This is a genomic window from Shewanella sp. SM55, from assembly GCF_025654025.1.
GTDB classification, from domain to species: Bacteria; Pseudomonadota; Gammaproteobacteria; order Enterobacterales; family Shewanellaceae; genus Shewanella; species Shewanella oncorhynchi.
This window is the reverse complement of record NZ_JAKKRS010000019.1, coordinates 113,256-137,186: the sequence shown is the minus strand read 5'-3', so window position 1 is coordinate 137,186 and position 23,931 is coordinate 113,256. Positions and strand designations below refer to the sequence as shown.

Sequence of the window (23,931 nt, the reverse complement as noted above, 5' to 3'; positions counted from 1 at the left end):
ATATTATCTGCGATAAAGTCTAGCTGTTGCCTGATTGTAATCAATTTTATGACGTATATATTAAAAATACTGCAGAGAGTGATGTAAGCCATTATCTGCAGTATGTTTTGTGAGACAAAATTGTTTTGCATTCACTTAATGTATCATTTAGCCCAAGTATTATTTAACACAGCCTGTTGGGTTGGTTCAAAATCAGGCAAAGCTTGTTGGTATTGCTTAGCATGGGCTGCTGATAGGTTACTGGATTGCGTTAGCTGAGTGTGTCACTGGACGGCAGGTGAGGTCTTTTCTGGATAGTATTACTTGGCAGTGGCTTTATTGCTGACGCCTATCATCGCTGTGGTGCGACCGAGGACATCGGGATACTCGATAGGACTTAGAGCCCTATCGAGTGAGCAGTCAAACTTATGATTTAGCTTTATCTGCCAATTTTACCGCATTGACACTTTCACCTTTGAAGCTGATAGTCACATTTTTCTGAGCGACTTCATTATCTTTCAGCAAAGTCTTAGTGGTTTCTGCCAGCATTGGAGAAGCTGCATTTAACGCACTAAGATCATAGGCCCAAACTTCTAGATCCGCTTCATTATAAGTGCTAGCAGGCGCACCTAATTTTTCAGTGATTGTTTGCTTGGTTGTGCCTTCTTTAATGCCGAATGTATTTTTAATCGCTTCATTCGTTGCGCTGTCTAACGCATTGGTTGCCGTATCATTCACTGTGTCAGTGACAGATTGAGTTGCTGATTTAACGATTGAATCGAATGGGCCAGCATAAGCAAATAATGGCAGAGCAGTAAGAGCGATCAATAATGATTTTTTCACACAATAATTCCTTTGGTTAATACATTCCTTTATTAAATGCGCGCGAATTAGACCAGTAATTAGATTTTGTGTCAATTAAGCATCTGTTCTATATGATTTTATTTTAATCCTTTCAGATTGCTCCTACTAAGTGGGTCAACCTTTAGTTGTACCTAAAGGTTTCCATTTTGAGGTTTTCTAGTCTTATCTGCTGCTGTTTTCAAATTTCGTTAGTGTTTTATTCCATCGCAATTGGATCCCGTCATATGTGTCATTTTAGGTGTTCTAGTGATGTCGCGTATTCTAGTGCCCAATTCTATTAATCACTTGGATCAATTCCATGCGGATGTTGTCTGGTGTTTGGCTATGCCAGAACCCCGCTAAGTAAGCGCCCAGCGGTAGGATAAATAATGCGATAAGCACTAATGCGAGCAATCCCTTATGACCTAGCCTGTGGCCGGATTTCAGTCCAAGGCCGAGGGCGGCGGATTTAGGGCAAGCCGCGACACAGCGCATGCAGGCTTGGCACTCGTCACTGCGAACCGTGGTTTTAGTGTGCACTATGATGTTTGCTGGGCAAGCGCGGGTGCACTTGTCGCATTTCATCCCTTTTGCTTCGATAAGGCAGTGCTGGGTATTGCGGCGAATTTTTAATGGGCTTGCAAAGCTTAAGATCCCAAGCATAGCACCATAGGGACACAAGTAACGGCAGAATCCCTGACGACGCCATGCCGCTAAAGCGAGGATCAGCGCAAATACCAGTAGCGTGATTAGGCTGGGTGTTAGGAAGAACAATGCCATCTTCAAGTCGGCAATCTTATGATAATTACCTTCAAGATAATGGGGGATGGATTGTGCTGGCATACCAATGACTATGTAGCAAAGTGCTAGGAGTAATAGATATTTCAACATTCGCAGTGGCCAATCTAGCCAAGCGGGTGGTGTAAGCTCTGATTTAATAAAGCGTTTTCTAAAGGAATACAGGTATTCCCCTGCCAAACCTAATGGGCAAGCCCAACCGCAAAATGCCCGCTTGCAGAGTAAACCTGTGAGTAATACCGCCGCTAGCATGACTGCTGCCGCAGGATGGGTTTGATCCCACAAATTGAGGCTGATAATGGCTTTAAGCTCAATGCCACCCGCAATCGGTAAAAAGGCATCGACTACGTCTGGGCGCATTAGCCAAGGTGTGATTCCTTGCTTAAGCAGTACGGTATTGATTGTGTATTGTATGGCAACCAGCAAGAGCGATAGCGCTAAAACATGTTGAGTCCCTTCACGAAGGGTATTGATTTTAATTTCACCCTTGAGTGCATCAGGCGCAAATTTATGCCCAAGTAGCATCAGTGGTAGTGCAATAAGAAGCCCGAGAGCCAGTGGCCAATAAAGACTCATTGCCACCGCACCGATACTGAGCAACAGAGTGGCGACAGCGCCCCATTTCTGGCCGCTCCAATAGCTGAGGGAGGCGAGATACATGAGTGCCAACATCAGCGTGAGTGATTCGATAAAAGTCATAGTGATGAATACAGCTAATAAGTTACAAGTACAGGCTCTGAGTGGTGAACTGAGGATAAGTTTTGAGTAATAAGTGAAATTGTGCGTCAGATCTAAGATTCGCGCTATCAATCAATTAAAGCGCGCCATAGCTCACAAAGCTAAGTGTTTTAGTCTTGCACAAATAAAGTATGGCTTGCAGGGACAGCGTGCGAGGTCACACAAAGAATAAAAAGCCCCAGCAATTTATTTTGCTAAGGCTTAGGCGTTCAGTGGGGCATTTGGATTAATTTTTTGATTTTTCGAGTGCTTCGATAAATTTGCTCGATTCGTTAATCGAGGTGTTCATCTCTTTAATCAGGGCCGAAATATCGGCTTGCAGACTCGCAAATTCGCTTTTAATCGCACCAATGGCTTGGGCGTTCAAGTTATGCTTGAGATACAGCATATTGTCTTTCATAGCGGTGAGTATCGGCGGCATTTTCGACTCGGCACGGCGCATACTTTTAATCAATTGTTCATAGGCGCGGCGCGTTTCTTTGAGTTTAGCTTCACTGTTGCGGCGTAGATTAGCTTTACTGATCTCGCTAATTTCATTTTGCCACTCATCGAACAGGGCTTCGGCTACATCTTCGACTTTATTGATGCGGTTGCTGACGTTATCGGCGGCACTTTGAGCCGATTCGTATTCATCTTTGGCTCTGCTATAGGCTTTTTCTAAGTTGCCATCACTGTAATTGAGCAGTGCTTGCATTTCTTCTAGGGCTGAGCTGAACTCTTTTTGAGCATCCTGTTGGGATTTTTTCGCATCTTTAACTCTGTCGACCATAATATCGCGTTTATGGTAACCGACCTTTTCCATTGCGCCGTAGTAGGCACTCTGGCAACCACTAAGCAGGAGACTTGTGGCAATCAGCCCTGAAGCTATCAGTCTTTTCATTGGGTGTTCCGTCGCTGAATGAAATTAATTAATCGGCTTTAAATCGAGCCGCATCGATAATGCTCCACAGATGAAAGATAGCACCTATTACCGCGGGCACAATCAGCCACCAGAGGGCATAACCCACCACTGTGATAATGAAAAATAACAGTGCGGCCATTATTCTGCCTTGCAATAATTGGCCTAGCCCAGGAAAAAATAGGCTAGCAATAGCGGAAATAACGTTACCTGCAGATCCTTGTTGAGACATCAATTCACTCCTTAGACTTGTAAATTAAGTGTTTATTGTACGAAGATAACGAGTCTATACCAACAGAATCAAGAGAAACCCGTGACTAAGAAGATAGAACTGGCACAAATTCGCGCCTTATTCCTCGGGATCTGGCACTTCCTGCTGCATTTGAGACGGCGTTTAGTTGAAGATCAAATCAATATCCGCGCCGGACATTTAGCCTATGTCACACTGTTGTCACTCGTGCCTATGGTGGCGGTGACTATGTCTATGCTGTCAGCTTTTCCGGTATTTAAGGGGATACGTGGACAGATAGAAGGTTTCGTTTATCAGAATTTTTTACCCGCCGCTGGCGATACTGTGCAAGTGTATATCAATGAGTTTGTGGCCAATGCCTCTAAGGGGACTGCGGTCGGGATTGCGGCCTTAGTCGTGGTTGCCATTTTGCTAATTTCCGCCATTGATAAATCGCTCAATAACATTTGGCGTACTAAAGAGAAGCGTTCAGTGGTGGTGGCTTTTTCTATGTATTGGATGGTCATCACTTTGGGCCCGGTATTGGTGGGGGGCAGTTTGGTCGCCACTTCCTACGTGGTGTCACTGAAGGTCTTTGACGGTCAGTTGTCGGGTGTGGTGCCCGTGTTTCTTGAGCGTTTACCTATGCTTTTCTCTGTGGCGGCATTTTTATTGTTGTATATGGTGGTGCCTAATCAAAAAGTGAAGTTTCTACATGCACTATTAGGGGCGATTGTTGCCGCAATATTGTTTGAGTTAGGTAAAAAAGCCTTTGCTTTGTATGTCACTCAGTTTCCGAGTTATGAAGCGATTTATGGTGCTTTAGCCGTGATCCCCATTATCTTTGTCTGGGTGTATTTATCGTGGATGATAGTATTACTCGGCGCGGAAATTACCGCCGCGATGCCTGAATATTTAGATTATGAGTCGAGCTCAGATGATGACGAAACTGCTCTGAATGCTAAGCCTCTAGAAAATGCCTCCCAAGATAATTCCGCTGCGGTGTTAACTTCGGCTGAGGTGACGGCACTCAAGGCGGTGGCTAAATCTGAATGACCCCATTAGAGGATTATTAATGGCGATGACACTGAATGCCTGAATCCTTCCCATCTTTTATCCGTCGCGACTGGTTTAACGTTGGCAATGGTCAGCAATTGCATCTGGCGCAATACGGTAATCCACAAGGTATCCCACTGCTGTATTTGCACGGCGGTCCAGGAGCGGGTTGTGATATCGGTGATTTAGCTTTATTTAATGGCGATCAATATTGGATTTTGCTTTTAGATCAACGCGGGTCTGGGCAATCTTTACCCTTTGGCGATTTAGCCAACAACCATCTCACGGGTTTGATTAGCGATATTGAGGCGATTCGCCTTGCATTGGGTATTGAGCGTTGGTGTTTAGCAGGTGGCTCTTTTGGGGCAACATTAGGCTTAATTTACAGCGGATTATTCCCAGAGCGGGTGATTGCACAGGTACTGTGGGCGTTATTTATTCCATCCAAAGAAGGTCTCGACTGGCTCTATGGCGCTGACGGCGCTGCAAAATTGCAACCTGCTGCTTATCGACTCTTCAATGACATTTTTCCGGTTCAGTTATCGCTGACTGAACTGCTGGATTCGTACCATCAAGGTTTGGCATCGGCAGATGAAAATGTGCGATACCATTTTGCGCGGCGTTGGGTACAGTGGGAGTTGCAGCTTGCGGGGGCGAGGTTAGTGCTACCAAGGCTGTTACCCGAATCCGTATTAGCATTAGCCAATATCGAGTTACACTTTGCTCGACATAATTACTTCAATGCGATGAATGTGTTACAGCGCGTGACGCCTAGAGTGAAGGCGCGTAGTGTGTTATTGCAAGGAATGCAGGATGCAATTTGCCCAGCGACGCTATTACGCGATTTTTTGGCTGGGTTGGAGCATGCTATTACAATTCAATCTGTTGTCGATGGCGGACATATGCTCAATAGTGAGTCTTTGTTTTTGGCGGTTACAGCAGAAATCCATGCTATGTGGTCGTGGATACATCAAAGGGAAATACAATGAAAACATTGTTCATCAGTGCCAGTTTACTCGGATTAACCGCCTGTGCCGCTACGGCGCCCTCGCAAACCAGCGCGATTGACCCAGTGGCGACTCAGGAGGTCGTGAGTGCCCCTGTCGCGCCCAAAGTTGTTGAACTCGGTGGGTTGACCAATGAAACTGCCGCTGATCGCTTGTACCAAGCGTTGATTGACGCAAATTATCTGGCCACCCAAGTTGCGCCGACGAAAGTCGCGGTGCAGTTTGGCAATAACCAATTCTTGCTTGAGCCGAGTATCAATTCAGCGGGTATTGACCGTATTTTAATGAATCGCTTCTATGCTGTGCACCCGCAATTGCAGGCTAGCCAAGAGTTGCCTGCCGTGATTGGCACCTTAAATCAGAAGCTTAATTTTGCCAAGTTTGTGTTGTTGGACCAAGGCGCGGTGATCCAAGTACAAGGTACAGTGACCTTTGCCGACCGTATTGAAATAGAAGAGTTACGTCGTTTTATGCTGTGGACTAATGGCGGCTTAGCGCAGGTCGTACAATCTTTGCCTGATGGCGTAGAGCAATATATCCGCCCGCTCCCGCTAATGCCGCAAATGGTTCCCGTTAAGCCTTAATCTAAAAGGAAAAGTTGTGATTGCGTTAATTCAAAGAGTGAGTCACGCCAGTGTGGTGGTTGATAACCAAACCTTAGGTGAAATCAACAAAGGCTTGTTGGTTCTGCTCGGTGTCGAGCAAGAAGATACCCGCGAGAAGATGGAAAAGTTGGCGACTAAAGTCATGAGTTATCGCGTTTTTTCCGATGAAAATGGCAAGATGAATCTCAATCTAGAACAAGTCGGTGGGTCTTTATTAGTCGTGTCACAATTTACCTTGGCCGCTGATACAGGCCGAGGCTTGAGGCCGAGTTTTTCAGGGGCGGGTACGCCGGAACAAGCTTTAGGCTTGTATGAAGAGTTTGTCGCATTCTGCCGCGCTAAGGGCGTTCACACAGAAACCGGACAGTTCGGCGCCGATATGCAAGTGTCCTTAGTCAATGATGGCCCAGTGACCTTTAATCTGCAGGTGTAGCTTCTATCGTGATGTTTATCTAGGGGTCTAGGTGATGGGGGCTAGGCATAATCAATGTCGCTTGTACCAAGAGGGAGTATTAAGGGAATGCACATGGATCAATTACTCATTAAATTACGCCAGACTTGGCACAGTACGATCCCCGTTAGCGAGTTTATGCAGATAATGCCACTCGATTACAGCGAGGGAGAATTTCGAGTCACAGCGCCGATGATGCCCAATATTAATCTGCATCAGACCATGTTTGCGGGCAGCATTTATACCTTGATGACCTTAACAGGCTGGGGTGCAGTCTGGCTAAATCAACAGTTGGTGGGCGTGGCGGGTGATATTGTGCTCGCCGATGCCCATATTCGTTATCTTGCTCCTGTGACTTGTGACCCTGTGGTAAAAGTACAATGGCCAGATGTGGATCTCAGCCCGTTACAAAGGGGGCGCAGGGTTAAGGTGAAGCTGGAAGTGCAATTGTATTGTATGGATTCACTGTGTGCGGTTTTTGAAGGCCTGTATGTTAGTACGTCGAAAGTATGAATGCGTTGAAAACAACTTAGTGTATTTGTATGTCGAAGGTGACGTATAACCTTTCTAAAAAATCGAAGCTAATCTCAGATTTTATCCGCTTTATTTCTTTTTTATGGGCTAATACACTAGCGTCATAGAGTTGAGATATTCCATCTGACTCTGAGTCATTTACCTATTTTCGGAGCAGATTATGTCTAAAGTCTTAATTTTAAAATCAAGCATTCTTGGCGGTTATTCACAATCTGCCGTGTTAATTGACCACTTAGCGAGCCACTGGGGAAACCAAGGCGCCGCTATTACAGTACGTGATTTAGGCGGTAAAGACGTACTGCCTATGGTAGACGGTGAAATCGCTTCTGGGTTACGCGGTGGTGCAGAATTATCGGCACGTCAGCAAGAAATGCTCGCCTTATCAGACACCTTAGTCGCTGAATTAAAAGCGAACGATACGATTGTTATCGCTGCACCTATGTACAACTTTACGATTCCGGTTCAACTTAAAAACTGGATCGATTTTGTCGCCCGTGCTGGTGTGACTTTTACTTACACTGAAACGGGTCCAAAAGGATTAGTGGAAGGTAAACGCGCTGTGTTAGTGACGACCCGTGGCGGCGCTCACAAAGATGGCCCAACGGATCATGTTGTACCTTACTTGAAAACGGTTTTAGGCTTTATGGGGATCACCAATGTTGAAGTGGTTTACGCCGAAGCGCTGAACATGGGTCCTGAAGCCCACGACAAAGGCATGGGCGAAGCGAAACACAGTATCGATCAGCTGAAAGCTTAATTGTTCCGTTGATTAGCTGAGTCATTTGATTTAGCTGAATAAATAATGCCAGCCCTTAATAGGCTGGCATTTTTGTATGTGCATTTCAGCTAAGCACGCTTGGCTTAAGTGGCTAGGTTTGAGCGACTAGACTCGAGCGGCTAGGTTTAAGTCGCAGATTTAGCTCTTATTCGCAAAGGCTGCAGCCTTTGGCGAGGGTGCTTGTCTCAACATAACGCACCTTAGTGCTGGCTTGGTCGCGGTTACGACTGATGCTAAAGCGTGCATGGCGTTCAGTTTCAAGCGGCTTTTCAGCAGGGTTAACCAGTGTAGCTTCAAGCTGTAACGCTTTGGCATAATTCGTTTTATGCATACATCACCTCGCAGATATCTAAACCATCACAACATACAGATTGGTAAGATTGGCGCCGCACAACCAAGGCTTAAATTAGCTCGGTTGGCAGCAGACTAAATCTTTAAGCGAACCGCCATTCACCACGCAACTAAAACCATTGGCCTTGAGAATGTCGCAGCCTTTTTGCGCTCGAATACCCGCGCCACAATAGAGTACGAAGGGATGTTGCTTATTGTCGACTTGGTGTAACCATTGGTCGAGTGTTGGCAGCGGCACATTAATGGCTTGGGGCAAATGACCTGAGGCAAATTCCTCCGGCGAACGCACATCAATCACCCGTGCGCCTTGTTCAATCAATTGCCAACATTTTTCGCCCGAGTGGCTGCCGGATAACTTAGCCAGTAAAGATTGAAACATAGCATTGTCCCTACCATTAGAAAATTTTCAATAAGTTTATTCTAATGAATTGGCGAGTGCAAGCGCTGCAGATTATCGGCAGTGAATGGTTTTTGGCATTGCTGACACTAGACAAATAGTTAGAGGCTAGACACATTAGCTCGTTGATAGTGAATGATGTCGTGGAATACCACGGCTTGCTCGTTTAGATTGCGATAGCCGTGGGGTTTGTCGGCCGTAAATCGTACTGCTTCACCTTGCTTGAGTGTTTGCCACTCGCCATCGACTAGCACTTCCATAGTACCGCTCAAGACAATGACATGCTCAGTGACACCCGTTTCATGGGGCTCAGAAAGCCGCTCATAGTTTGGCAGCAGGGTCAGTTCAAACATCTCGAAACCGAAGCGCTCTTCAAAGGGGAAGAGTGAGGCGACTAGCATGCCGTCGGTGGCGGGTTGTTGGCGTAAGTCGTCGGGCTTACGGAATACTGCGCCTTGGCTCTGGGGCGTGGGTTCGAGAAAGGTCGACAGCGAGATATTGAATCCACTGGCAATTTTCCACAGCGTCGCAATGGTTGGGCTTGATTCACCGCGCTCGATTTGTCCTATCATGGCCTTACTCACGCCCGTCTCTTGGGCGGCTTTATCTAAACTCCATCCCTTTTGGTTGCGAAGTGCTTTAAGCGTGGTGGCGAGATAGCTGTTTATCGTCTGCACAATGGCCCCATCATTTTTATGAAAATTTAGTTTGTACGTTATAACGCACAGGTGTTATCTTGTCCATCTCGTACGTTATAGCGCACAAGAAGCTATCTTGTTCATTTTATAAGTTATAGCGCACAAAGTAATGGCGACATCAATTGCAGAGAAAGGGAGTGGATATGTGGCGAGATGCAGGGAGTTTATCAAAAATATCAGCGGGTTTTATTGCGGTATTAGTGGGTTATAGCAGCTCGGCTGTGATCATCTTTCAAGCGGCGGAGGCTGTGGGGGCGACACCAGCACAGATCAGTTCATGGCTGTGGGCTTTAGGTGTGGGCATGGGTGTGACCAGCATAGGGTTATCGCTTTACTACAAGAATCCTATTCTAACGGCTTGGTCTACACCGGGCGCGGCGCTGATGGTGACAAGCCTCGCGGGATTGAGCGTCAATCAAGCCATAGGCGCTTTTCTGGTGAGTTCTCTGCTAATCACACTTTGCGGGGTGGCGGGCTGGATGGATAAGCTTATCCGCATCATGCCGCAGTCAGTCGCTTCAGCCATGTTGGCGGGGATTCTGCTGCAATTTGGCCTAGGGCTATTTCAGGCGATGCAAACCCAGCTGAGTCTAATTTTGAGCATGTTGTTGGTGTTTGTCGTCGTTAAGCCTTTTGCGCCGCGTTACATCATCTTGCTGACCTTGTTGGTGGGTATAGGCATGAGTTTTCAATTAGATTTACTCAAGCTAGATGCCGTTCAGTTGCAACTGGCGATGCCGGTGTGGACTACACCTGAGTTTTCGTTGGCGAGTGTGATTGGCGTGGCGCTGCCGCTGTTTGTGGTGACTATGGCATCGCAAAATATGCCGGGCGTTGCTGCGCTGCATGGTAATGGTTACAGGCCGCCCATTTCACCTTTGATCACGAGCACAGGGTTAATCGGGGTCATTCTCGCGCCATTTGGCGGTTTTGCCTTTAACTTATCCGCCATCACAGCGGCGATTTGTATGGGTAAAGAAGCAGACCCGAATCCCGCGACCCGTTACTGGGCTGCAGTGTGGGGCGGGGTATTTTACTTTATCACTGGGTTATTGGGCGCCACTGTGGTTGGCCTGTTTTCTGCTTTCCCGAAGGAGTTAGTCCTGGCCATCGCCGGATTAGCCTTGCTCGGCACTATCGCCAATAGCCTGACCGCCGCATTAGCTAAAACGGAAGATCGCGAAGTCGCGGTGATCACTTTCTTGGTCACTGCATCGGGTTTTAGTGTGCTGGGTATCGGCAGCGCATTTTGGGGACTGTTGCTTGGGTTTATTATCCATTGGTGGAACGGGCACAGAACTGCATCAGTAGTTAAGCGAGCGAATACTTAACTGCAGCAAAGCGCCTTAGATATGAATTTCAAAGACTAAGGCGCATGTGTTTTAGATTTTCTTCGTCATAAACACGCTATTGGGATCGAGTCGATAATCGGCGAAGGGGCCGCAGCTTTCGAAGCCAAATTTGGTGTAGAGCATTCGGGCGGGGTTAAAGAAGTCCATCGAACCGGTTTCTAGACTAAGGCGTTTAATGCCAGCAGCTTTAGCGTTGTTGATCAGGTGCTGCAATATTTTAGACGCTATGCCTTGCTGTTTATAGGGCGCGGCGGTGCGCATTGATTTGATCTCGGCGTGCTCGGTATCTAACCATTTTAGTGCACCGCAGCCCGCTAAATTGTTGCCATCCCACAGGGTCCAAAAACGAATATTGGGCTGGCGCAGGCGGTCAAGATCTAATGCGTGAACGCTTTCAGGCGGTGAGGTTGCCCGCATATCGTCGAGGTGTTCCTGCAGCAATGCCGCTATCTCTGGCCCTGTAAGGTCATCTAAGGTGATTTTCATCGTGGCTTTCATGGTGAGTCTTATGGTGGATTTCATGGCGGATCGGGTACTCCCTATTATTGTGGCTTATCCATAATGGCGTCATCGCGTTGTTATCTGTTTGCCAATGCGCCGCAGTGGATAAGCAAATCTTAAGCCATAAAACTAGATGTAGGAGATACATAAATTCTTATATCAACTACGTAAATGCCCCAAAGCAAGATAACTGAGTTGCGTGGCATTCATTGTCATTGTTTCCCCAGTGACACGCCATAAACTCATCCCTGAGGGCTCTACTAAAACATCCATGTTTTAGAAGGTCACTGGTGCAACAATGCCAATCCTAACTGACCTTTCAGCTGTTTTTCAGCTAAAAATTTATTGCCCTAAAGCTTGCTACGTCACCAGTGAATTAATCTGTGAGTGTCCTTAGATTTTCTTATCACTTTCTAGTTATCCATTAGCCAATACAATAAAAAGTGCTATTGGCCGCTTCACTAATTCACTGTATTTATTAATGAGCAGAAAAGCCAAGTGGTTAAGGTCGCTCAAAGCAAGTTCCTTGGTTTTACCATTAACCGCGGAAAGATCCAATGGCATGCAAACACTCTGCGCATTTTCAAACAAAAGATAAGGCGATTGACGAATCGGAATTGGGGCGTGAGTATGAAAGCGGCCGTTGCTTGTGGAATTACAAGCAAAGGGCCGTGGCGAAGCTCGAAAACACCAGGGATACAGCAAGCGCTGAGTAATGAGTATCTCAAGAAAGCAGGTTTATGTTCACTGAGAGATGGATGGATTGCAGTTCATTATCCTAACCAGAAAGTGAGTTAGGCGTTCTAAATGAACCGCCCTGTGCGGAGCCGCATGCAGGGTGGTGTGGGGGCTGGAGGCTAGATACCTCCGGCTACCCGATTAGCCGAACTGCATGTGGTTCTTTGCGAGTTCTTTATAGCGCTTATCGTTGTGCACCTTATTTAAAATAGTTTCGTTAGCGATTAAGAAGTCAAGAATTTCCTGAATGCGTTCGCTTCGCGCATTGGCCTTTAAAATATTGAGAACGCTCACCATGTGTGCTTGGCAGTATTTGTTGTCAAGATTTACTCGGACTTCATTGGAGTGCATAGCAATAAGCACATTTATTATATTTTGGTCACCAAGCATTCCAAAAAATTGATCGTAGAGCGGTTTTCCGGCAGAAGATACGCCTAAGTTGTAGGGTATTCCTTTTCCAATGCGGCATATCAATACGATTTTAATTAATTTCTGAATTCTTTCTACTGGTATGTCGCTTTCAGTTTTTAGAAATGAAAGGATTTTCCGCATATGCGGAGGCTCGTTGTAAAAATTGTCCCACGCATACCTTGCCTCAAGAAGATCGTCAGCATGACTATCTAGGGAAATTATCCTAGAGTCTAATGATTGGTATCTATTGCCATCGCAGAACGTGAAAAATTCAACGCCTAAAATATGCTTTTCGTTGTGAAGGTTGTTTTTGTATCCGTCGATGGAGATGCCAAGCTTATACTTGACATTATCACTACTCTTATTCCAGATGTGCGGGGCGAAAAGTGAAATATTTTTTCTTACAATATTGCTGGTTGCATCTGCGGTATATATGCCAAAAATACTATTTAAAAGATTGTCGGTGTTTTGAAGTGATAGCTCGCCAAGCGGTCTCTCCATGCTTTTAATTGTTGCCTCATCTAGAACTGCTGTAGATTTCTTGAGGTTCTCGATGAATGATTTTATTTGGATTGCTGATGCCGAAGGCTTGTCGTTCAGAATGTCTTGGACGCATGTTTGAAGCCAGCCAAGTAATTCGAATGCATTTATAGAGTACGAGTTCGGGTGCGATGCGCCAATATCGTTCCGCATTGTTAATATGTGGTTTAGTTTGGTATATACAATATCGGATATTAATTCGAGTTTTCTACATGTATTTATAAGGGTGTTGTCTTTCAGGCCGGAAAGGTCTTCTTCTGTAGAATATAGCTCTCGTCGTCCGCCTCCAACAGCGGCGTCGAAAAACATGTCGAGACCATACAGAACAACTTTTTCTCTTAGGTTTAAAACAACTTCATTCCAGACATAATTTAAAGATGCGTCGAATAGGCCTATCGCTGCACCTGCTACGAATTTAGATAAATATCTTGCGTCTCTTTTTACTTCTGCGGGTAATGATTCGATAAAGGCAGGTAGATTGTTTTCAATAATTTGGCGTTCAGGTAAGGCAGCAATTATGTTCTCAGTTGGCAATCCGAGGTATGCAAGATACGCCTCGAATTTTGTCGTATCTGTAGCAAGAATCCCTGTTCCTGGTTTTACTATCAATTCTGAGGTCATATTTATTTCCTTATGCGTACGGGGATTATTATTTGGCTAACAGTGTATTACCCGCACTTCTAATGAAACCCAAACCATAATGGACTCGAAGTTTGAGAAATAAGAGTAAATAATTCAAATGTGCCAGTAAGTTAGCATCCATTACGGTGAGTTTCCAATCTTTTTCCATGCAGAAAAAGCGAGACTTTATATACCAAGAAGTATTTTGGCGCGGTATGTAAATCAGAAAACATGAAAAGACTAATATTTTCAGTGGCTTAATGTTTTATTGAAAATAAAAAACGATACTCCTTTGGCTCGTTTTCCCCGATGGCTGTCACTTTTCTATTATACCTGTACTTATACAGTCATAAGCGGGACATCAAATTTAACAATCCACTCATTGTTAAATTTCCTAAATGTTCAGTTGTAAATAGCAACTTTTCAAAGTGTTAATCTGACTCTAGTCTTTCAAGCCAGCAGATTACGCAGATGCTCGAAAGGCAAACCATGGTGATTGGCGAGACGACCGTCCGCCCCATGGACGGGGCGGTCGAGCATCCAAGGATGGACTGGCTGCGTGTCGTCGAGCCTGTACCATGGTTGGCCTCACTCCCACGGCAAATACATCAGTTCTATGAAAGGGGTGAGGCTATTTCAGGTGGTTTTATGGTAGTTGTTGCAGAGCTAACTTACTCAGTTTATAGCGTTTATTATTCATGTGAGTTGCTACAGGGCGTTAAGAAAGTCTTCGCCATCAACGACATTAGCTTTCGCTAAGTCTTCTTTAGCAGCGTTGAAGCAGTGTTTAAGGTAATCCGCTTTCATCGCCTCAAGTTGCTCGTAATCGTGGATAGACATCACAACAACCGCATCTTTACTGTTTTTGCTGATCTTGATGGGTTCGCGTTGAGCGTTTAGCAGTAACTCACCGAAATTTCGTTTGGCGTCATTGGCTGTTAATGTTTGCACGATTAAGCCCTCTTATTTGGAAATACAGTGGCAGTATAGTGTATTGTGCGAAACGGTAAAAACGATTAAATCGTGCGATCTTTTCGAAAATAAGCGGGTCATAAATCTTTACCGCCAGTAAAAGGCACTGGCTACAAGGTCAACCGCGTTGTGCGAGTTCTCTAAGCCACCCACTATAAATTTTTCCCTCCCATACTCAGCATTATCCAAACGAATATAAAAATGGCCGAGGATAAGCTCGGCCATGATTTACTCGATTAAGCGTAAAATGGGTAGGTTTAGTAGTATTTCTTCAAATAACTCTCGGCGTAGTTTTTGAGTTTTTTGTTTGAGCTCGCGGTTGCCATATTTTCAATCACATTGCGGTAAGCGGTATTCCCTGAACTAGCTAGCGCTTTTGCCATGTTGGCATAGGTATCGATGGCGAGTTTGTCATCGGCCATTAAGCGTGGTGTTTTCAATTCGTTACTGAGTACGGCTAGGATAAAATCATCGTACTGGCGGTCATCTATGATGCGTTTAGCCGCGAGACGCATTAATTCTAAATCATTGCTGCGTAGGGCATTGGCGAAGGCATTATTTTGCTGACTTTGATCGGCAGTATATTGGCTTTTATCCGCAAGAATCGCATTCCATTTTTTATATATCGTTATGTTTTCTAAAGCTTGACCTGCGTATTTTTTGAGTTTTTTAGGATAATCACCATTAACAATCTTGTTGATGGTTTCGCTGTACTTATCATTGCCTGAATAAGCTAAGCCTTTGACTAACCAAGCACTGTAGTCAATGGCATTTTTTTCAGTGGCTTGGGGCAAAGATGCGAGTAGCTTTGCTTCGAGCGCATCAAAAATGGCAGGATCGGATAAACCAGTGATGGTGAGTGATTCAATGGCTTCTTTTTGCTTGAATTGGTTATCACCCTTAAAGATTTCTTGATAGGTTTCAACCGTATATTCCTGAGCCAATAAAGGCGAGCTTAATAAACTGATGCTAAGCAGCATACCTGCAAAGAGTGGTTTCATGGTGATGTCCTTATGTGGTTTTTATATGTTGTTATTGGCCCAGCGTTTAAAAATCAGCGAGGTATTAATACCGCCAAAGGCGAAATTATTACTCATCACATAATCTGTATCGATTGGACGTAAATCACTACGGATATAGTCCAAATCGGCGCATTGTGGGTCGATACTTTCAAGATTAAGTGTCGGCGCAAACCAGCCCGCATTCATCATCTCAATACTCACCCAAGCCTCTAACGCGCCGCATGCACCTAAGGTGTGGCCCGTGTAGCTTTTAAGGGATGAAATCGGCATACCAGCACCAAAAACTGCATGGGTCGCGTGGCTTTCGGCGATGTCACCGCGATCCGTTGCCGTACCATGGGCGTTCACATAACCTATGGCGCTAGGCTCAAGCTGTGCGTCTTTGAGGGCCAACCTGATGGCGATTTCCATGGTCTGCGCGTTTGGTTGGGTGACGTGTTGGCCATCTGAATTCGTGCCAAAACCGACTAACTCAGCGTAAATCTTGGCACCGCGCGCCTTGGCGTGTTCTAGCTCTTCGAGTACCAGTGTACAAGCACCTTCGCCAATCACGAGGCCATCACGGCTCACATCGAAGGGGCGTGGCGTGAGTTCGGGGGTGCTGTTTTTAGTGCTAGTGGCAAACAGGGTATCGAACACGACAGCTTCTGTGGGGCAGAGTTCTTCGCCGCCGCCCGCCAACATTAAGGTTTGATGACCGTATTTGATGGCTTCATAGGCGTAACCTATGCCTTGGCTCCCCGAGGTACAGGCGCTGCTAGTGGTGTGAATTCGGCCTTTTAAGCCGAAAAATACCCCCACATTCACCGCTGTGGTGTGTGCCATCATGCGGATATAACTCGTGGCGGTGACGCCCGACATATCACCGGTTTTCAACATATCGCCAAAGGCGATGATGGCATCGGTACTGCCAGTGGACGAGCCATAGGCGATACCCATTTCACCCGAGGACACGATAGGATCGTCCAACAATCCCGCATCGATTAATGCAAGTTCACTGGCGCGGGTCGCCATGATAGAAACCCGACCCATAGAACGAATTTTCTTGCGCGAATAATGGCTTGGCACTTCAAAGTCGTTAATGGGCGCGGCTAAGCGGGTATTGAGGCCATCGTATTTATCCCAGTCACCCATAGTAACGACACAGTTTTTCTGCGCCTTAAGGCTCGCCGCTATCGCCTCCCAATCATGGCCCAGGGCGGTAATGCCGCCAATGCCAGTGACAACCACTCGTTTCCCTAAGCGGGTTTGATTTGTCGGCTCGCTCATTTAGATCATGCCTCCATTGACCGATATCACTTGGCGAGTGATATAGGCGGCATCGTCAGACATTAAAAATGCGGCTAAGGCGGCGATTTCACTCGGTTTACCCATGCGGCGCATCGGCACTAATTGCTCGACCATATCCTTAGGAATATCGGCCACCATGTCGGTTTCAATCAAGCCGGGAGCGATACAGTTGACGGTAATTTTGCGTTTTGCTAGTTCTAATGACAATGCCTTAGTTGCGCCGATAATACCCGCTTTTGAGGCGCTGTAATTGACTTGGCCACGGTTGCCCGTAATCCCAGAAACTGAGGCTAAGGTGATGATGCGCCCGCCCTTGCGGCCTTGTACCATAGGCATCACACAGGGATGGATGACATTATAAAAGCCGTCTAAGTTAGTGTGGATGACGCTGTCCCACTCGCTTTCTGTCATAGCAGGAAAGGCGGTATCGCGGTTGATACCAGCATTGAGGATCACGCCATAATAGGCACCATTGGCCTCGATGTCGGTTTCAATGGCGGCTCTGACGGCTGCGCGGTCGGCGACATCAAATTTCAGCAGGCTCACATTCACCCCAAGCGCGCAGATTTGCGCGGCAGTGTCATCGGCAGCTGCTTGGTTACAGTGGTAATGCAGGGCGATATCGAAACCTGCCGCGGCGAGTTTTAGGGCGATGGCTTTACCAATGCCGCGGCTCGAACCGGTAACTAATACTCTGTTATTCATCTGTTTTCTCCACCCCATTTTATCGTTATGTGTCGGTATGGGGTTTCATGTATTTATGGTAAAAAGGTCGCTTGTTAAGGCGCTTTAAGGCTTTTTTATCTACATTATTGCTTTAGTGCCCAAGGCTTCTATTTGCCGCGTCTTGATTGCCTGCAAGATAGGCTTGTGTGTCCTGAGGTTGGAACACGTTCACATTGGCTTGGGCCACTAAGCTCTTTTCTAGCTCAGTGCCGGCTTCGGGCAGCAGATAAATTTGGCAATCGAATACCGCTAATCCCGATTCCTCTTGATAGAGGCGGCTGACTTGGGTGCGATAGGTGCGCCCGAGCTCATATTGCTTTGCATACAAGGTTAATTTGCGCGATCCCAATAGAAAACCGACGCGGATTTTATCATTGCGAAGCTTTGCCTCAACCCCAGCAAGGGCGGCAATACTTTGGGCCATATATTCGATACCCACATAATTGGGTACAGCTCGATGTTTATCATCGAAATAAGGGCTCTTGGCCGTGATAGTGACTTCGGTCTCTAGGTTATCGCGCCGATAGCCTATGATTTTATCGAGCAAAATCATCGGTGCCCTATGGGGAATAAAATCGGCAATATCCTGTTCGGCAAAGGGTTTATTGATCTTAAGTAACTGCATGGTACTAGGCCTCGTTACGGCAGAAAATCAGGCTGGCATTGCTGCCGCCAAAGGCGAAGGAATTGCTCATCACATAATTAAGCGCGCCCTTAGCGGCGACTTGATGGCGCTCGACTAAGGCAATGGACGGATCCTGTGGATCGACTTGTCCGTCCCATTGGTGGGGCGGCAGGGCTTTGCCGTGATTATGTGCTGAAAGTAATAAATAACAGAAGGCGGCTTCAATGGCGCCAGCGGCACCTAAGGTATGGCCGACTAAGGGCTTGGTCGAGCTACAAGGGGGCGTGTTCACGCCAAACACTTCAACCACGGCGCGGCTTTCCATCGCATCATTTTTAGGCGTGGCTGTACCGTGTAAGTTTATGTAACTAATGTCTTTTGCTGCAATGTGTGCATCTTGCAACGCCGCGTGCATGGCTTTGATCGCGCCTTCGCCTTCGGGGTGTGGCGCCGACATATGGTGGGCATCGCTCGACTCGCCAATACCCGCTAGCATGACCTCTGACTCGCCCAACGTCAGGACGAAAAGCGCCGCGCCTTCGCCGATATTGATGCCATCACGGTTGATGCTAAAAGGATTGCAGTGGCCTTTCGAGACAGACTCTAAGGCGTGAAAACCATTGACTGTGAGTTGGCATAAACTGTCGACACCGCCGACAATCACCATATCGCAGAGGTTAGCCTGTAATAGGCGTTTGGCACTGGCAAACACTTTGGCGCTGGATGAGCAGGCGGTTGAAATTGTGTAGCAAGGGCCATCTAGCTCAAAATATTGGCGTAAAAAGTCGCTGGTGCTGCCGAGCTCTTGCTGGAAATAGTGGTAATCCGCCGGAAAGTATCCGTGTTGATTGCGGTAGCTCAGCGCGGCTTCTCCTTTTGAAATCCCTGACGTGCTGGTGCCTAGCACAACACCAATACGGGCATGACCAAAATCCCGTTTCGCTTGTTCAACTGTGGTCGCAATTTGCAGTGCGGCGCACAGCAGTAATTGGTTGTTACGGCAATCGAACTGAATGAGTTTTTCGGGAATGGTTGGTAGCGCTGTCGTCACGGGGGCAACTAAGGTTGGGTGCTCGAACAGGAGAGTGTCACTGCGCAGCATCGCACTGGTATCACCGGCGATCAGGCGGTCTAAAACCTGCTGGGGATCTTGCCCTAGCGGGGTACACAATCCAATCTGTGTAATAGCTACTCTGTTCATCATTGTGTGTCTTTTTACCATGGCACAGTTAAGTGCGGATGCTAACAGATTAAATAGGTTCGATTTCTAGCTCAAATTTAGCTTGTGGCATAGTTAAGCTGATGTGGGCTTGCCAAAGAGCATCGCCGATATTTTGCTGATAACGGATTTGCACCACATGGGTTTGCTGGCCGCTTTTACTGATCAAGGTATCTTGACTATAGATCTGGCGACAGGGGATTGTATTCACTCGGGTGCCTTCAAGCGTATCGCCCTGATTTCCCCCAATCGTATCGCAAAGACCTGTGACTAAATGACCACCTTCTAAATGGGCGCGAATACTCTGCTCAGGCCAATAGATCAGTTGCATCATCGCCATTAAATACTCAGCTTTAAAACTGTTCCCTAGCAGCACGCTTTGTTCACTGCTGAGTGTATTACCATCATAAACTAAGGTAAACAAAGCCTGTCCGAGTGGCGCTAAGCCAACGAGCGTCATGCGCTCATCCTCTAACTCTAATTGAGTGAGTAACTCGTGGGACTTATCACCCACTTTAATGCTGACCTTTTGGCTAAAGGACTGGGGTGAGGATGCGCCCGTTTTACTCTCGGTTTGCTGGCTGCTAATGTCGGCGGATTTGGCCGTCGGCTTAGTCAGAGGCTTATCGGCTGCGGGGGCAAAATCATGGGGCAGTGGCGCCAAGCAATAACGCATGTCTTTAGCGAGGCCTACACAGGTTTGCCTGAACAGCAGTTCGCTACATCCCGTCAGCCCTAGACTGATGATCAGTAGCGCGGGGAACACTCGCCATTTCGCGTCAAAGTTAAGCGACATGCGGTTACGCCTCTGCAAATTCAGGAATGGCAACTTGGTTTTGGCACAATTCGACTACCATGTTCAGGCGGCGCTCCGAGTCTTTAACGAAGGGATTATTGAGGTCCCAAGCGTAGCCCGCCAGAATCGAGCAAATCATTTGCTTGATGCGTGGATTCGGTTCTTCATAGAAGATCACATCCTGAAAGCGGCCATCATACCAAGCTTGCACATAGGTGCGGAAGGTATTCACCCCCTGCATTAAAGGCGCTGAGTAATCGGCTTGCCAGTCAACCGTTTCGCCATTGAGTTGTTTAGTCACACATTTTGCCGCCATCGATGCCGATTGCATGGCGATAGTGACGCCGGAGGAAAATACCGGATCAAGGAACTCGCCGGCATTACCCAGTAGGGCGAACTTGTCGGTCGCAAGCCGTGACACATTGGCTGAATAACCCTTGAGTGTGGCGCATTCTTGCACCACCTTAGCGTTTGCCAGTAGGGCTTTTAGTCCTGGTTCTTCATTGACTATGTTCATCAATTGTTGCTCAAGCGAACCTTGTAAACGCGCAAGTAATTGCGGTTCGGCAACCACGCCGAGTGAGCAACGGCCATTGCTAAAGGGAATGAGCCAATACCAAATGTCTTTATGCTCTGGGTGGACGCTGATTAAAATTTTATTTCGATCAAAGTTAGGATCGCTGATGTTGTCTTCCACATGGGTAAAGATGGCGCTACGCGGTGGTAGGCAAGACGGACTTTCTAAGTCGAGCAAGCGGGGTAAAACACGGCCAAAACCACTGGCATCAAGCACATATTGGGCGCTGATTTGATAAAGCTCGCCCTGTTCATTGCGCACCATTAAGCATGGATTCTCGGTTAAATCTATCGCCTCGACGGTTTCGCCGTAGCGGATGTCGACCCCTTGGCTTTGGGCGGTATCGGCTAACAGTTTATCAAAACTGGCGCGCTGCACTTGGAATGTGGTGCCCGGCCCAGGGGTAAATTTATCGGTAAAATCGAAGGTAGTATAAGTGCCATTGCGACGAAAGGCGGCGCCATTTTTATGTTGGAATCCGGCGGCATTGAGTGCGTCTAACATGCCGGCTTCTTCGATGAATTGCATGCAGCAGGGCAGTAAACTTTCACCGATGGAAAAACGGGGGAAATGTTGTTTTTCTAACACCAGCACGCGCTTGCCTTGTTGGTGTAGCAAGCTGGCGGCAATGGCGCCTGAAGGTCCTGCGCCGATAATAGCCACATCGACGGCAAGTGAATTTGGCATAGCCGATAAATCGTGAGCGGGTGTAGGCATGTAAAGTACGTTCCTTGTCGTTATCAGGACTTTTTAGTCGTTAAAATCAGTGGCGAAAGTAAAAAGGTTAAACCTATACCTAGCGACAGGGTTAAACCAAAATAATGAATCGCTTGGGTCTGGCTAAAGGCGAGTAAACCAAAGGCTAATAGGGTCGAGCAGGCGGACATAAATACCGCCATCATCACTGCCTTGCCGTGGTTTTGAGCAGAAGCAAAGAACAAGCTGTAGTCTATCCCAATCCCGAAAACTAAAATGAGCGCGAGTGCATGGAACAGACTCAGTGGCGAGCCCGTTAAGCCTAAGGTTGCAAGCGTTAGCAAGGCCGCAAGGGCTGGAACGGCAACGACAACCGCGGCTTTTTTAATGCCAAAATTCAGGCTAAACAACAAGAGTGCGATACCGAGTGCGAGCGCTAACAGCTTTAGAGTTAACTGTCGGTAATGGCCCATGACGGCGGAGATATCCGCGACTTTATCGATAAGTTGTACGCTTTCATCATGGGCAAAGCGCGCCTTGATCGCGTCGATCTGTTTAATGCCGCCAAGCAAGACAATGGCACCATGCTCAGCGCTCGCGCCGCCATCATTTAGAACGTCATAGTCGGTGGCCTTGCTATTTGGTGCTAGCCACAGCGGTGCGAGTTGCTTGCCTGCCTCTAGCGTAAAGAAATCTGCTGGACTGATATATTGCTCTTTAGCTGCTAAGTAGCTTGCTTGCAGCTCTGGCTTTAAGTTCTCATCCAACCCAAGGCTTGTGAGCACAGTATCTATCTGAGTTTGATAGATTTCACCCTGTAAGCGATAAGCCGTGTCTTGCCTTTGATGACTGGGAAGATATCGGCTGAGGCTGACGTAGTTGCCTAACTCTTGGTTCGCAATAGCGGCATCGAGCAGTGGCGACACTCGCTCAAGCTGCTGCAGCAACGCTTCTTCACTCGCGGCGCGTACCAGTAAGAATTGATTATCTGTGCCGCCGCTGAGTAGCTGCCTGAGCTGATTTTCAGGTTCAGTCACGCTTGCGGGGCTTTGCTGCAAATGGCGAATATCGTCATCGACGGTTAACTTTGTTACGCCAACCAGACACCACACCATTATCACTAAAGCAAACATGCCCATGCCTAAAGGTGTGGTCAATCGGTTGGATAACTGAGTGAGGTTGGCAAGGTACTTCCCCGCTAACGCTAATGGGCGGGAGCCCGATGGCAAACGACCTCCCGCTAACAGTGGGTAGGCGAGAATGAGGGTGAGATAGGCCCCGAGCAGCCCCGCGGCGCAGAAAATCGCCACTTGCTGCATCCCAGGAAACGGCGCTAAACCTATGCCCACATAAGCTAAGGCACTGGTGATAAAGGCAAGTGTCACTGTGGGGAAGATATACGCGACCGTCGCCTTTGCGTTGCGTTCGGTATCGCTTAAGCGCTCGCAGTAAAAATGAAAGCTGTAGTCGATGGCAATGCCAATTAAGCTAGTGCCAAATACTAAGGTGAGTAAATGCAGCTCGCCAAACACGCTTAAGGTAAAAGTCACTGCCAGCAACAGCCCGCTGGAAATGGTAACGATTGCCAACAGTAGCGGCATCACTGAGCGAAACGCCAGCCAGACTAAAGCTATTACCCCAAGTAAGGATGCAAGACCGAGGATCGAGATTTCACTCTTAGCCGTTTGGGTCGCCGCAATCGCGTGAAACAGGGCACCAGCCTTAAGCAGTGTAATATCGGGATAGCTTTGTTTAACCGCATCCAATCCTAGGGCTAATGCCGTCATCTGCGCCAATTGCGCATTGGGATTAAAAGCACTTTCTTGGCCCTTTGCCATAACAACCGCGGCGACATTATCGCCTTGATTCGCGAGCAGTATCCCTTGGCTGGTCCTGACTTTTGAACTCGGCGCGAGGGCGAGTAAATTGGCGGGGAATAACAACAGCGGATCTTGGGCGAGCAAGTTGCTATTGGCGTAACTGAAGGCGTTGTAAAGCTGCGCCGTGGCCGCTTCAATCAGATTTCCAATGTCTTTCGTTGCTAACGCCTCAGCTTGTGGTGCTGTCAGTAATTTAAATCTGTGGTGGAAATAATATTGCCCCAACGCTTCACCGAGCTGCATATCGGCGCTGCGAATATCTGTGAGCGCGCCTTGCTTACCCCTTGCAACAAGGTCAGCTTCAAACTTTTGCATCAACAGCTTAGCCGCAGCGATTGCCGTGGTTTCATCCTTGGCGACGAGTGCAATATAGACTTGATCGGCGAGCGTGGTTTCAACTTGGTTAAGGGCGCGTTCTGTGAGTTTGTCCTGCTGTAAATGGGGCAGCATGGCGAGGATATCGCTCTGCATCCGTGCGCCGTTTTGCCAGAGTTGCAAAGTCCACAGACTGGCAGACAGCATCAATAGCAACCAAATAGCTAGGCGCCATTTAGGGGATGATTGCATTAGCGCTTGATTGGCGCGCGCGGCGAAGTTGGCCAT

The 23,931-nt window shown here is 47.3% G+C and carries 25 protein-coding genes and 1 pseudogene; 8 read left to right on the top strand and 18 right to left on the bottom strand.

The window, feature by feature from the left end; genetic code table 11:
• Nucleotides 1-405 precede the first annotated feature (405 nt).
• The 4 genes from L5L91_RS20390 to L5L91_RS20375 form a co-directional block, all read right to left on the bottom strand.
• Nucleotides 406-822, bottom strand: coding sequence for a hypothetical protein (locus L5L91_RS20390; protein ID WP_263164368.1), 417 nt, complete (start codon nucleotides 820-822; stop codon nucleotides 406-408).
• Between the two features lie 282 nt (nucleotides 823-1,104).
• Nucleotides 1,105-2,319 (bottom strand): 4Fe-4S binding protein, encoded by a 1,215-nt coding sequence (locus L5L91_RS20385; protein ID WP_105251123.1) that lies wholly within the window; start codon nucleotides 2,317-2,319, stop codon nucleotides 1,105-1,107.
• Between the two features lie 265 nt (nucleotides 2,320-2,584).
• Nucleotides 2,585-3,238 carry a DUF2959 domain-containing protein gene (locus tag L5L91_RS20380; protein ID WP_263237551.1) on the bottom strand — a complete coding sequence of 218 codons (654 nt, stop codon included), beginning with the start codon at nucleotides 3,236-3,238 and terminating at the stop codon, nucleotides 2,585-2,587.
• 28 nt (nucleotides 3,239-3,266) lie between these two features.
• On the bottom strand, nucleotides 3,267-3,488 hold the full coding sequence (locus L5L91_RS20375; RefSeq protein WP_006079786.1) for a hypothetical protein: 222 nt from the start codon (nucleotides 3,486-3,488) through the stop codon (nucleotides 3,267-3,269).
• 81 nt (nucleotides 3,489-3,569) lie between these two features.
• Here L5L91_RS20375 and L5L91_RS20370 point away from each other — a divergent pair, with 81 nt between their 5' ends.
• From L5L91_RS20370 to azoR, 6 genes are all read left to right on the top strand, one after another.
• Nucleotides 3,570-4,541 (top strand): virulence factor BrkB family protein, encoded by a 972-nt coding sequence (locus L5L91_RS20370; protein WP_263185240.1) that lies wholly within the window; start codon nucleotides 3,570-3,572, stop codon nucleotides 4,539-4,541.
• Nucleotides 4,542-4,576: 35 nt separating this feature from the next.
• Nucleotides 4,577-5,530 carry an alpha/beta fold hydrolase gene (locus tag L5L91_RS20365; RefSeq protein ID WP_168826472.1) on the top strand — a complete coding sequence of 318 codons (954 nt, stop codon included), beginning with the start codon at nucleotides 4,577-4,579 and terminating at the stop codon, nucleotides 5,528-5,530.
• Nucleotides 5,527-6,132: a hypothetical protein gene (locus L5L91_RS20360; RefSeq protein WP_263185239.1), complete on the top strand. Its 606-nt coding sequence runs from the start codon at nucleotides 5,527-5,529 to the stop codon at nucleotides 6,130-6,132. Before L5L91_RS20365 ends, L5L91_RS20360 begins: the two co-directional genes overlap by 4 nt.
• Nucleotides 6,133-6,148: 16 nt before the next feature.
• Entirely contained in the window at nucleotides 6,149-6,586 is a 438-nt protein-coding gene (gene dtd, locus L5L91_RS20355) for a D-aminoacyl-tRNA deacylase (RefSeq protein ID WP_263174584.1), read from the top strand.
• A gap of 93 nt (nucleotides 6,587-6,679) precedes the next feature.
• A complete protein-coding gene (locus L5L91_RS20350) occupies nucleotides 6,680-7,117 on the top strand; it encodes a thioesterase domain-containing protein (protein ID WP_212600267.1) in 438 nt (145 codons plus the stop codon).
• Between the two features lie 181 nt (nucleotides 7,118-7,298).
• On the top strand, nucleotides 7,299-7,895 hold the full coding sequence (azoR, locus tag L5L91_RS20345; protein ID WP_212600268.1) for an FMN-dependent NADH-azoreductase: 597 nt from the start codon (nucleotides 7,299-7,301) through the stop codon (nucleotides 7,893-7,895).
• 166 nt (nucleotides 7,896-8,061) lie between these two features.
• Here azoR and L5L91_RS20340 read toward each other — a convergent pair whose 3' ends face one another.
• The 3 genes from L5L91_RS20340 to L5L91_RS20330 form a co-directional block, all read right to left on the bottom strand.
• On the bottom strand, nucleotides 8,062-8,247 hold the full coding sequence (locus L5L91_RS20340) for a hypothetical protein (RefSeq protein ID WP_105251131.1): 186 nt from the start codon (nucleotides 8,245-8,247) through the stop codon (nucleotides 8,062-8,064).
• A gap of 75 nt (nucleotides 8,248-8,322) precedes the next feature.
• Nucleotides 8,323-8,646, bottom strand: coding sequence for a rhodanese-like domain-containing protein (locus tag L5L91_RS20335; RefSeq protein WP_105251132.1), 324 nt, complete (start codon nucleotides 8,644-8,646; stop codon nucleotides 8,323-8,325).
• 119 nt (nucleotides 8,647-8,765) lie between these two features.
• The gene (locus tag L5L91_RS20330) at nucleotides 8,766-9,341 is read right to left on the bottom strand and encodes a helix-turn-helix domain-containing protein (RefSeq protein ID WP_263185238.1); all 576 of its coding nucleotides are present in this window, start codon (nucleotides 9,339-9,341) and stop codon (nucleotides 8,766-8,768) included.
• 164 nt (nucleotides 9,342-9,505) lie between these two features.
• On the opposite strand from L5L91_RS20330, the gene L5L91_RS20325 reads away from it, so the two are divergent.
• Complete coding sequence (locus tag L5L91_RS20325; protein WP_263237549.1) at nucleotides 9,506-10,693, top strand: benzoate/H(+) symporter BenE family transporter; 1,188 nt, start codon at nucleotides 9,506-9,508, stop codon at nucleotides 10,691-10,693.
• 51 nt (nucleotides 10,694-10,744) lie between these two features.
• On the opposite strand, the gene L5L91_RS20320 is transcribed toward L5L91_RS20325, so the two are convergent.
• Nucleotides 10,745-11,236 carry a GNAT family N-acetyltransferase gene (locus L5L91_RS20320; RefSeq protein ID WP_263237547.1) on the bottom strand — a complete coding sequence of 164 codons (492 nt, stop codon included), beginning with the start codon at nucleotides 11,234-11,236 and terminating at the stop codon, nucleotides 10,745-10,747.
• Nucleotides 11,237-11,692: 456 nt separating this feature from the next.
• Between L5L91_RS20320 and L5L91_RS22705 the strand changes: the two are divergent.
• Nucleotides 11,693-12,013 (top strand): annotated as a pseudogene (locus L5L91_RS22705) (group II intron reverse transcriptase/maturase); the annotation flags it as partial.
• 81 nt (nucleotides 12,014-12,094) lie between these two features.
• On the opposite strand, the gene L5L91_RS20315 reads toward L5L91_RS22705, so the two are convergent.
• The 10 genes from L5L91_RS20315 to L5L91_RS20270 all read right to left on the bottom strand — a co-directional run bounded on the left by L5L91_RS20315 (nucleotide 12,095) and on the right by L5L91_RS20270 (nucleotide 23,931).
• Nucleotides 12,095-13,525 carry a hypothetical protein gene (locus tag L5L91_RS20315; RefSeq protein WP_263237545.1) on the bottom strand — a complete coding sequence of 477 codons (1,431 nt, stop codon included), beginning with the start codon at nucleotides 13,523-13,525 and terminating at the stop codon, nucleotides 12,095-12,097.
• 708 nt (nucleotides 13,526-14,233) lie between these two features.
• Nucleotides 14,234-14,476: a type II toxin-antitoxin system Phd/YefM family antitoxin gene (locus L5L91_RS20310; protein ID WP_263237543.1), complete on the bottom strand. Its 243-nt coding sequence runs from the start codon at nucleotides 14,474-14,476 to the stop codon at nucleotides 14,234-14,236.
• Nucleotides 14,477-14,754: 278 nt separating this feature from the next.
• Nucleotides 14,755-15,498, bottom strand: coding sequence for a hypothetical protein (locus tag L5L91_RS20305; protein WP_263147787.1), 744 nt, complete (start codon nucleotides 15,496-15,498; stop codon nucleotides 14,755-14,757).
• A 21-nt stretch (nucleotides 15,499-15,519) separates the two neighbouring features.
• Nucleotides 15,520-16,788, bottom strand: a complete 1,269-nt coding sequence (locus L5L91_RS20300) for a beta-ketoacyl-ACP synthase (protein WP_263147785.1) — start codon at nucleotides 16,786-16,788, stop codon at nucleotides 15,520-15,522.
• Entirely contained in the window at nucleotides 16,789-17,514 is a 726-nt protein-coding gene (locus tag L5L91_RS20295; RefSeq protein ID WP_263237541.1) for a 3-ketoacyl-ACP reductase FabG2, read from the bottom strand.
• Nucleotides 17,515-17,626: 112 nt separating this feature from the next.
• Nucleotides 17,627-18,160 carry a hotdog family protein gene (locus L5L91_RS20290; RefSeq protein WP_219251353.1) on the bottom strand — a complete coding sequence of 178 codons (534 nt, stop codon included), beginning with the start codon at nucleotides 18,158-18,160 and terminating at the stop codon, nucleotides 17,627-17,629.
• A 4-nt stretch (nucleotides 18,161-18,164) separates the two neighbouring features.
• On the bottom strand, nucleotides 18,165-19,364 hold the full coding sequence (locus tag L5L91_RS20285) for a beta-ketoacyl-[acyl-carrier-protein] synthase family protein (protein WP_219251354.1): 1,200 nt from the start codon (nucleotides 19,362-19,364) through the stop codon (nucleotides 18,165-18,167).
• 46 nt (nucleotides 19,365-19,410) lie between these two features.
• Nucleotides 19,411-20,175: a DUF3261 domain-containing protein gene (locus L5L91_RS20280; RefSeq protein WP_263237540.1), complete on the bottom strand. Its 765-nt coding sequence runs from the start codon at nucleotides 20,173-20,175 to the stop codon at nucleotides 19,411-19,413.
• A 4-nt stretch (nucleotides 20,176-20,179) separates the two neighbouring features.
• Complete coding sequence (locus tag L5L91_RS20275; RefSeq protein WP_263164387.1) at nucleotides 20,180-21,469, bottom strand: NAD(P)/FAD-dependent oxidoreductase; 1,290 nt, start codon at nucleotides 21,467-21,469, stop codon at nucleotides 20,180-20,182.
• Between the two features lie 23 nt (nucleotides 21,470-21,492).
• Nucleotides 21,493-23,931, bottom strand: coding sequence for an MMPL family transporter (locus tag L5L91_RS20270; RefSeq protein ID WP_263237538.1), 2,439 nt, complete (start codon nucleotides 23,929-23,931; stop codon nucleotides 21,493-21,495).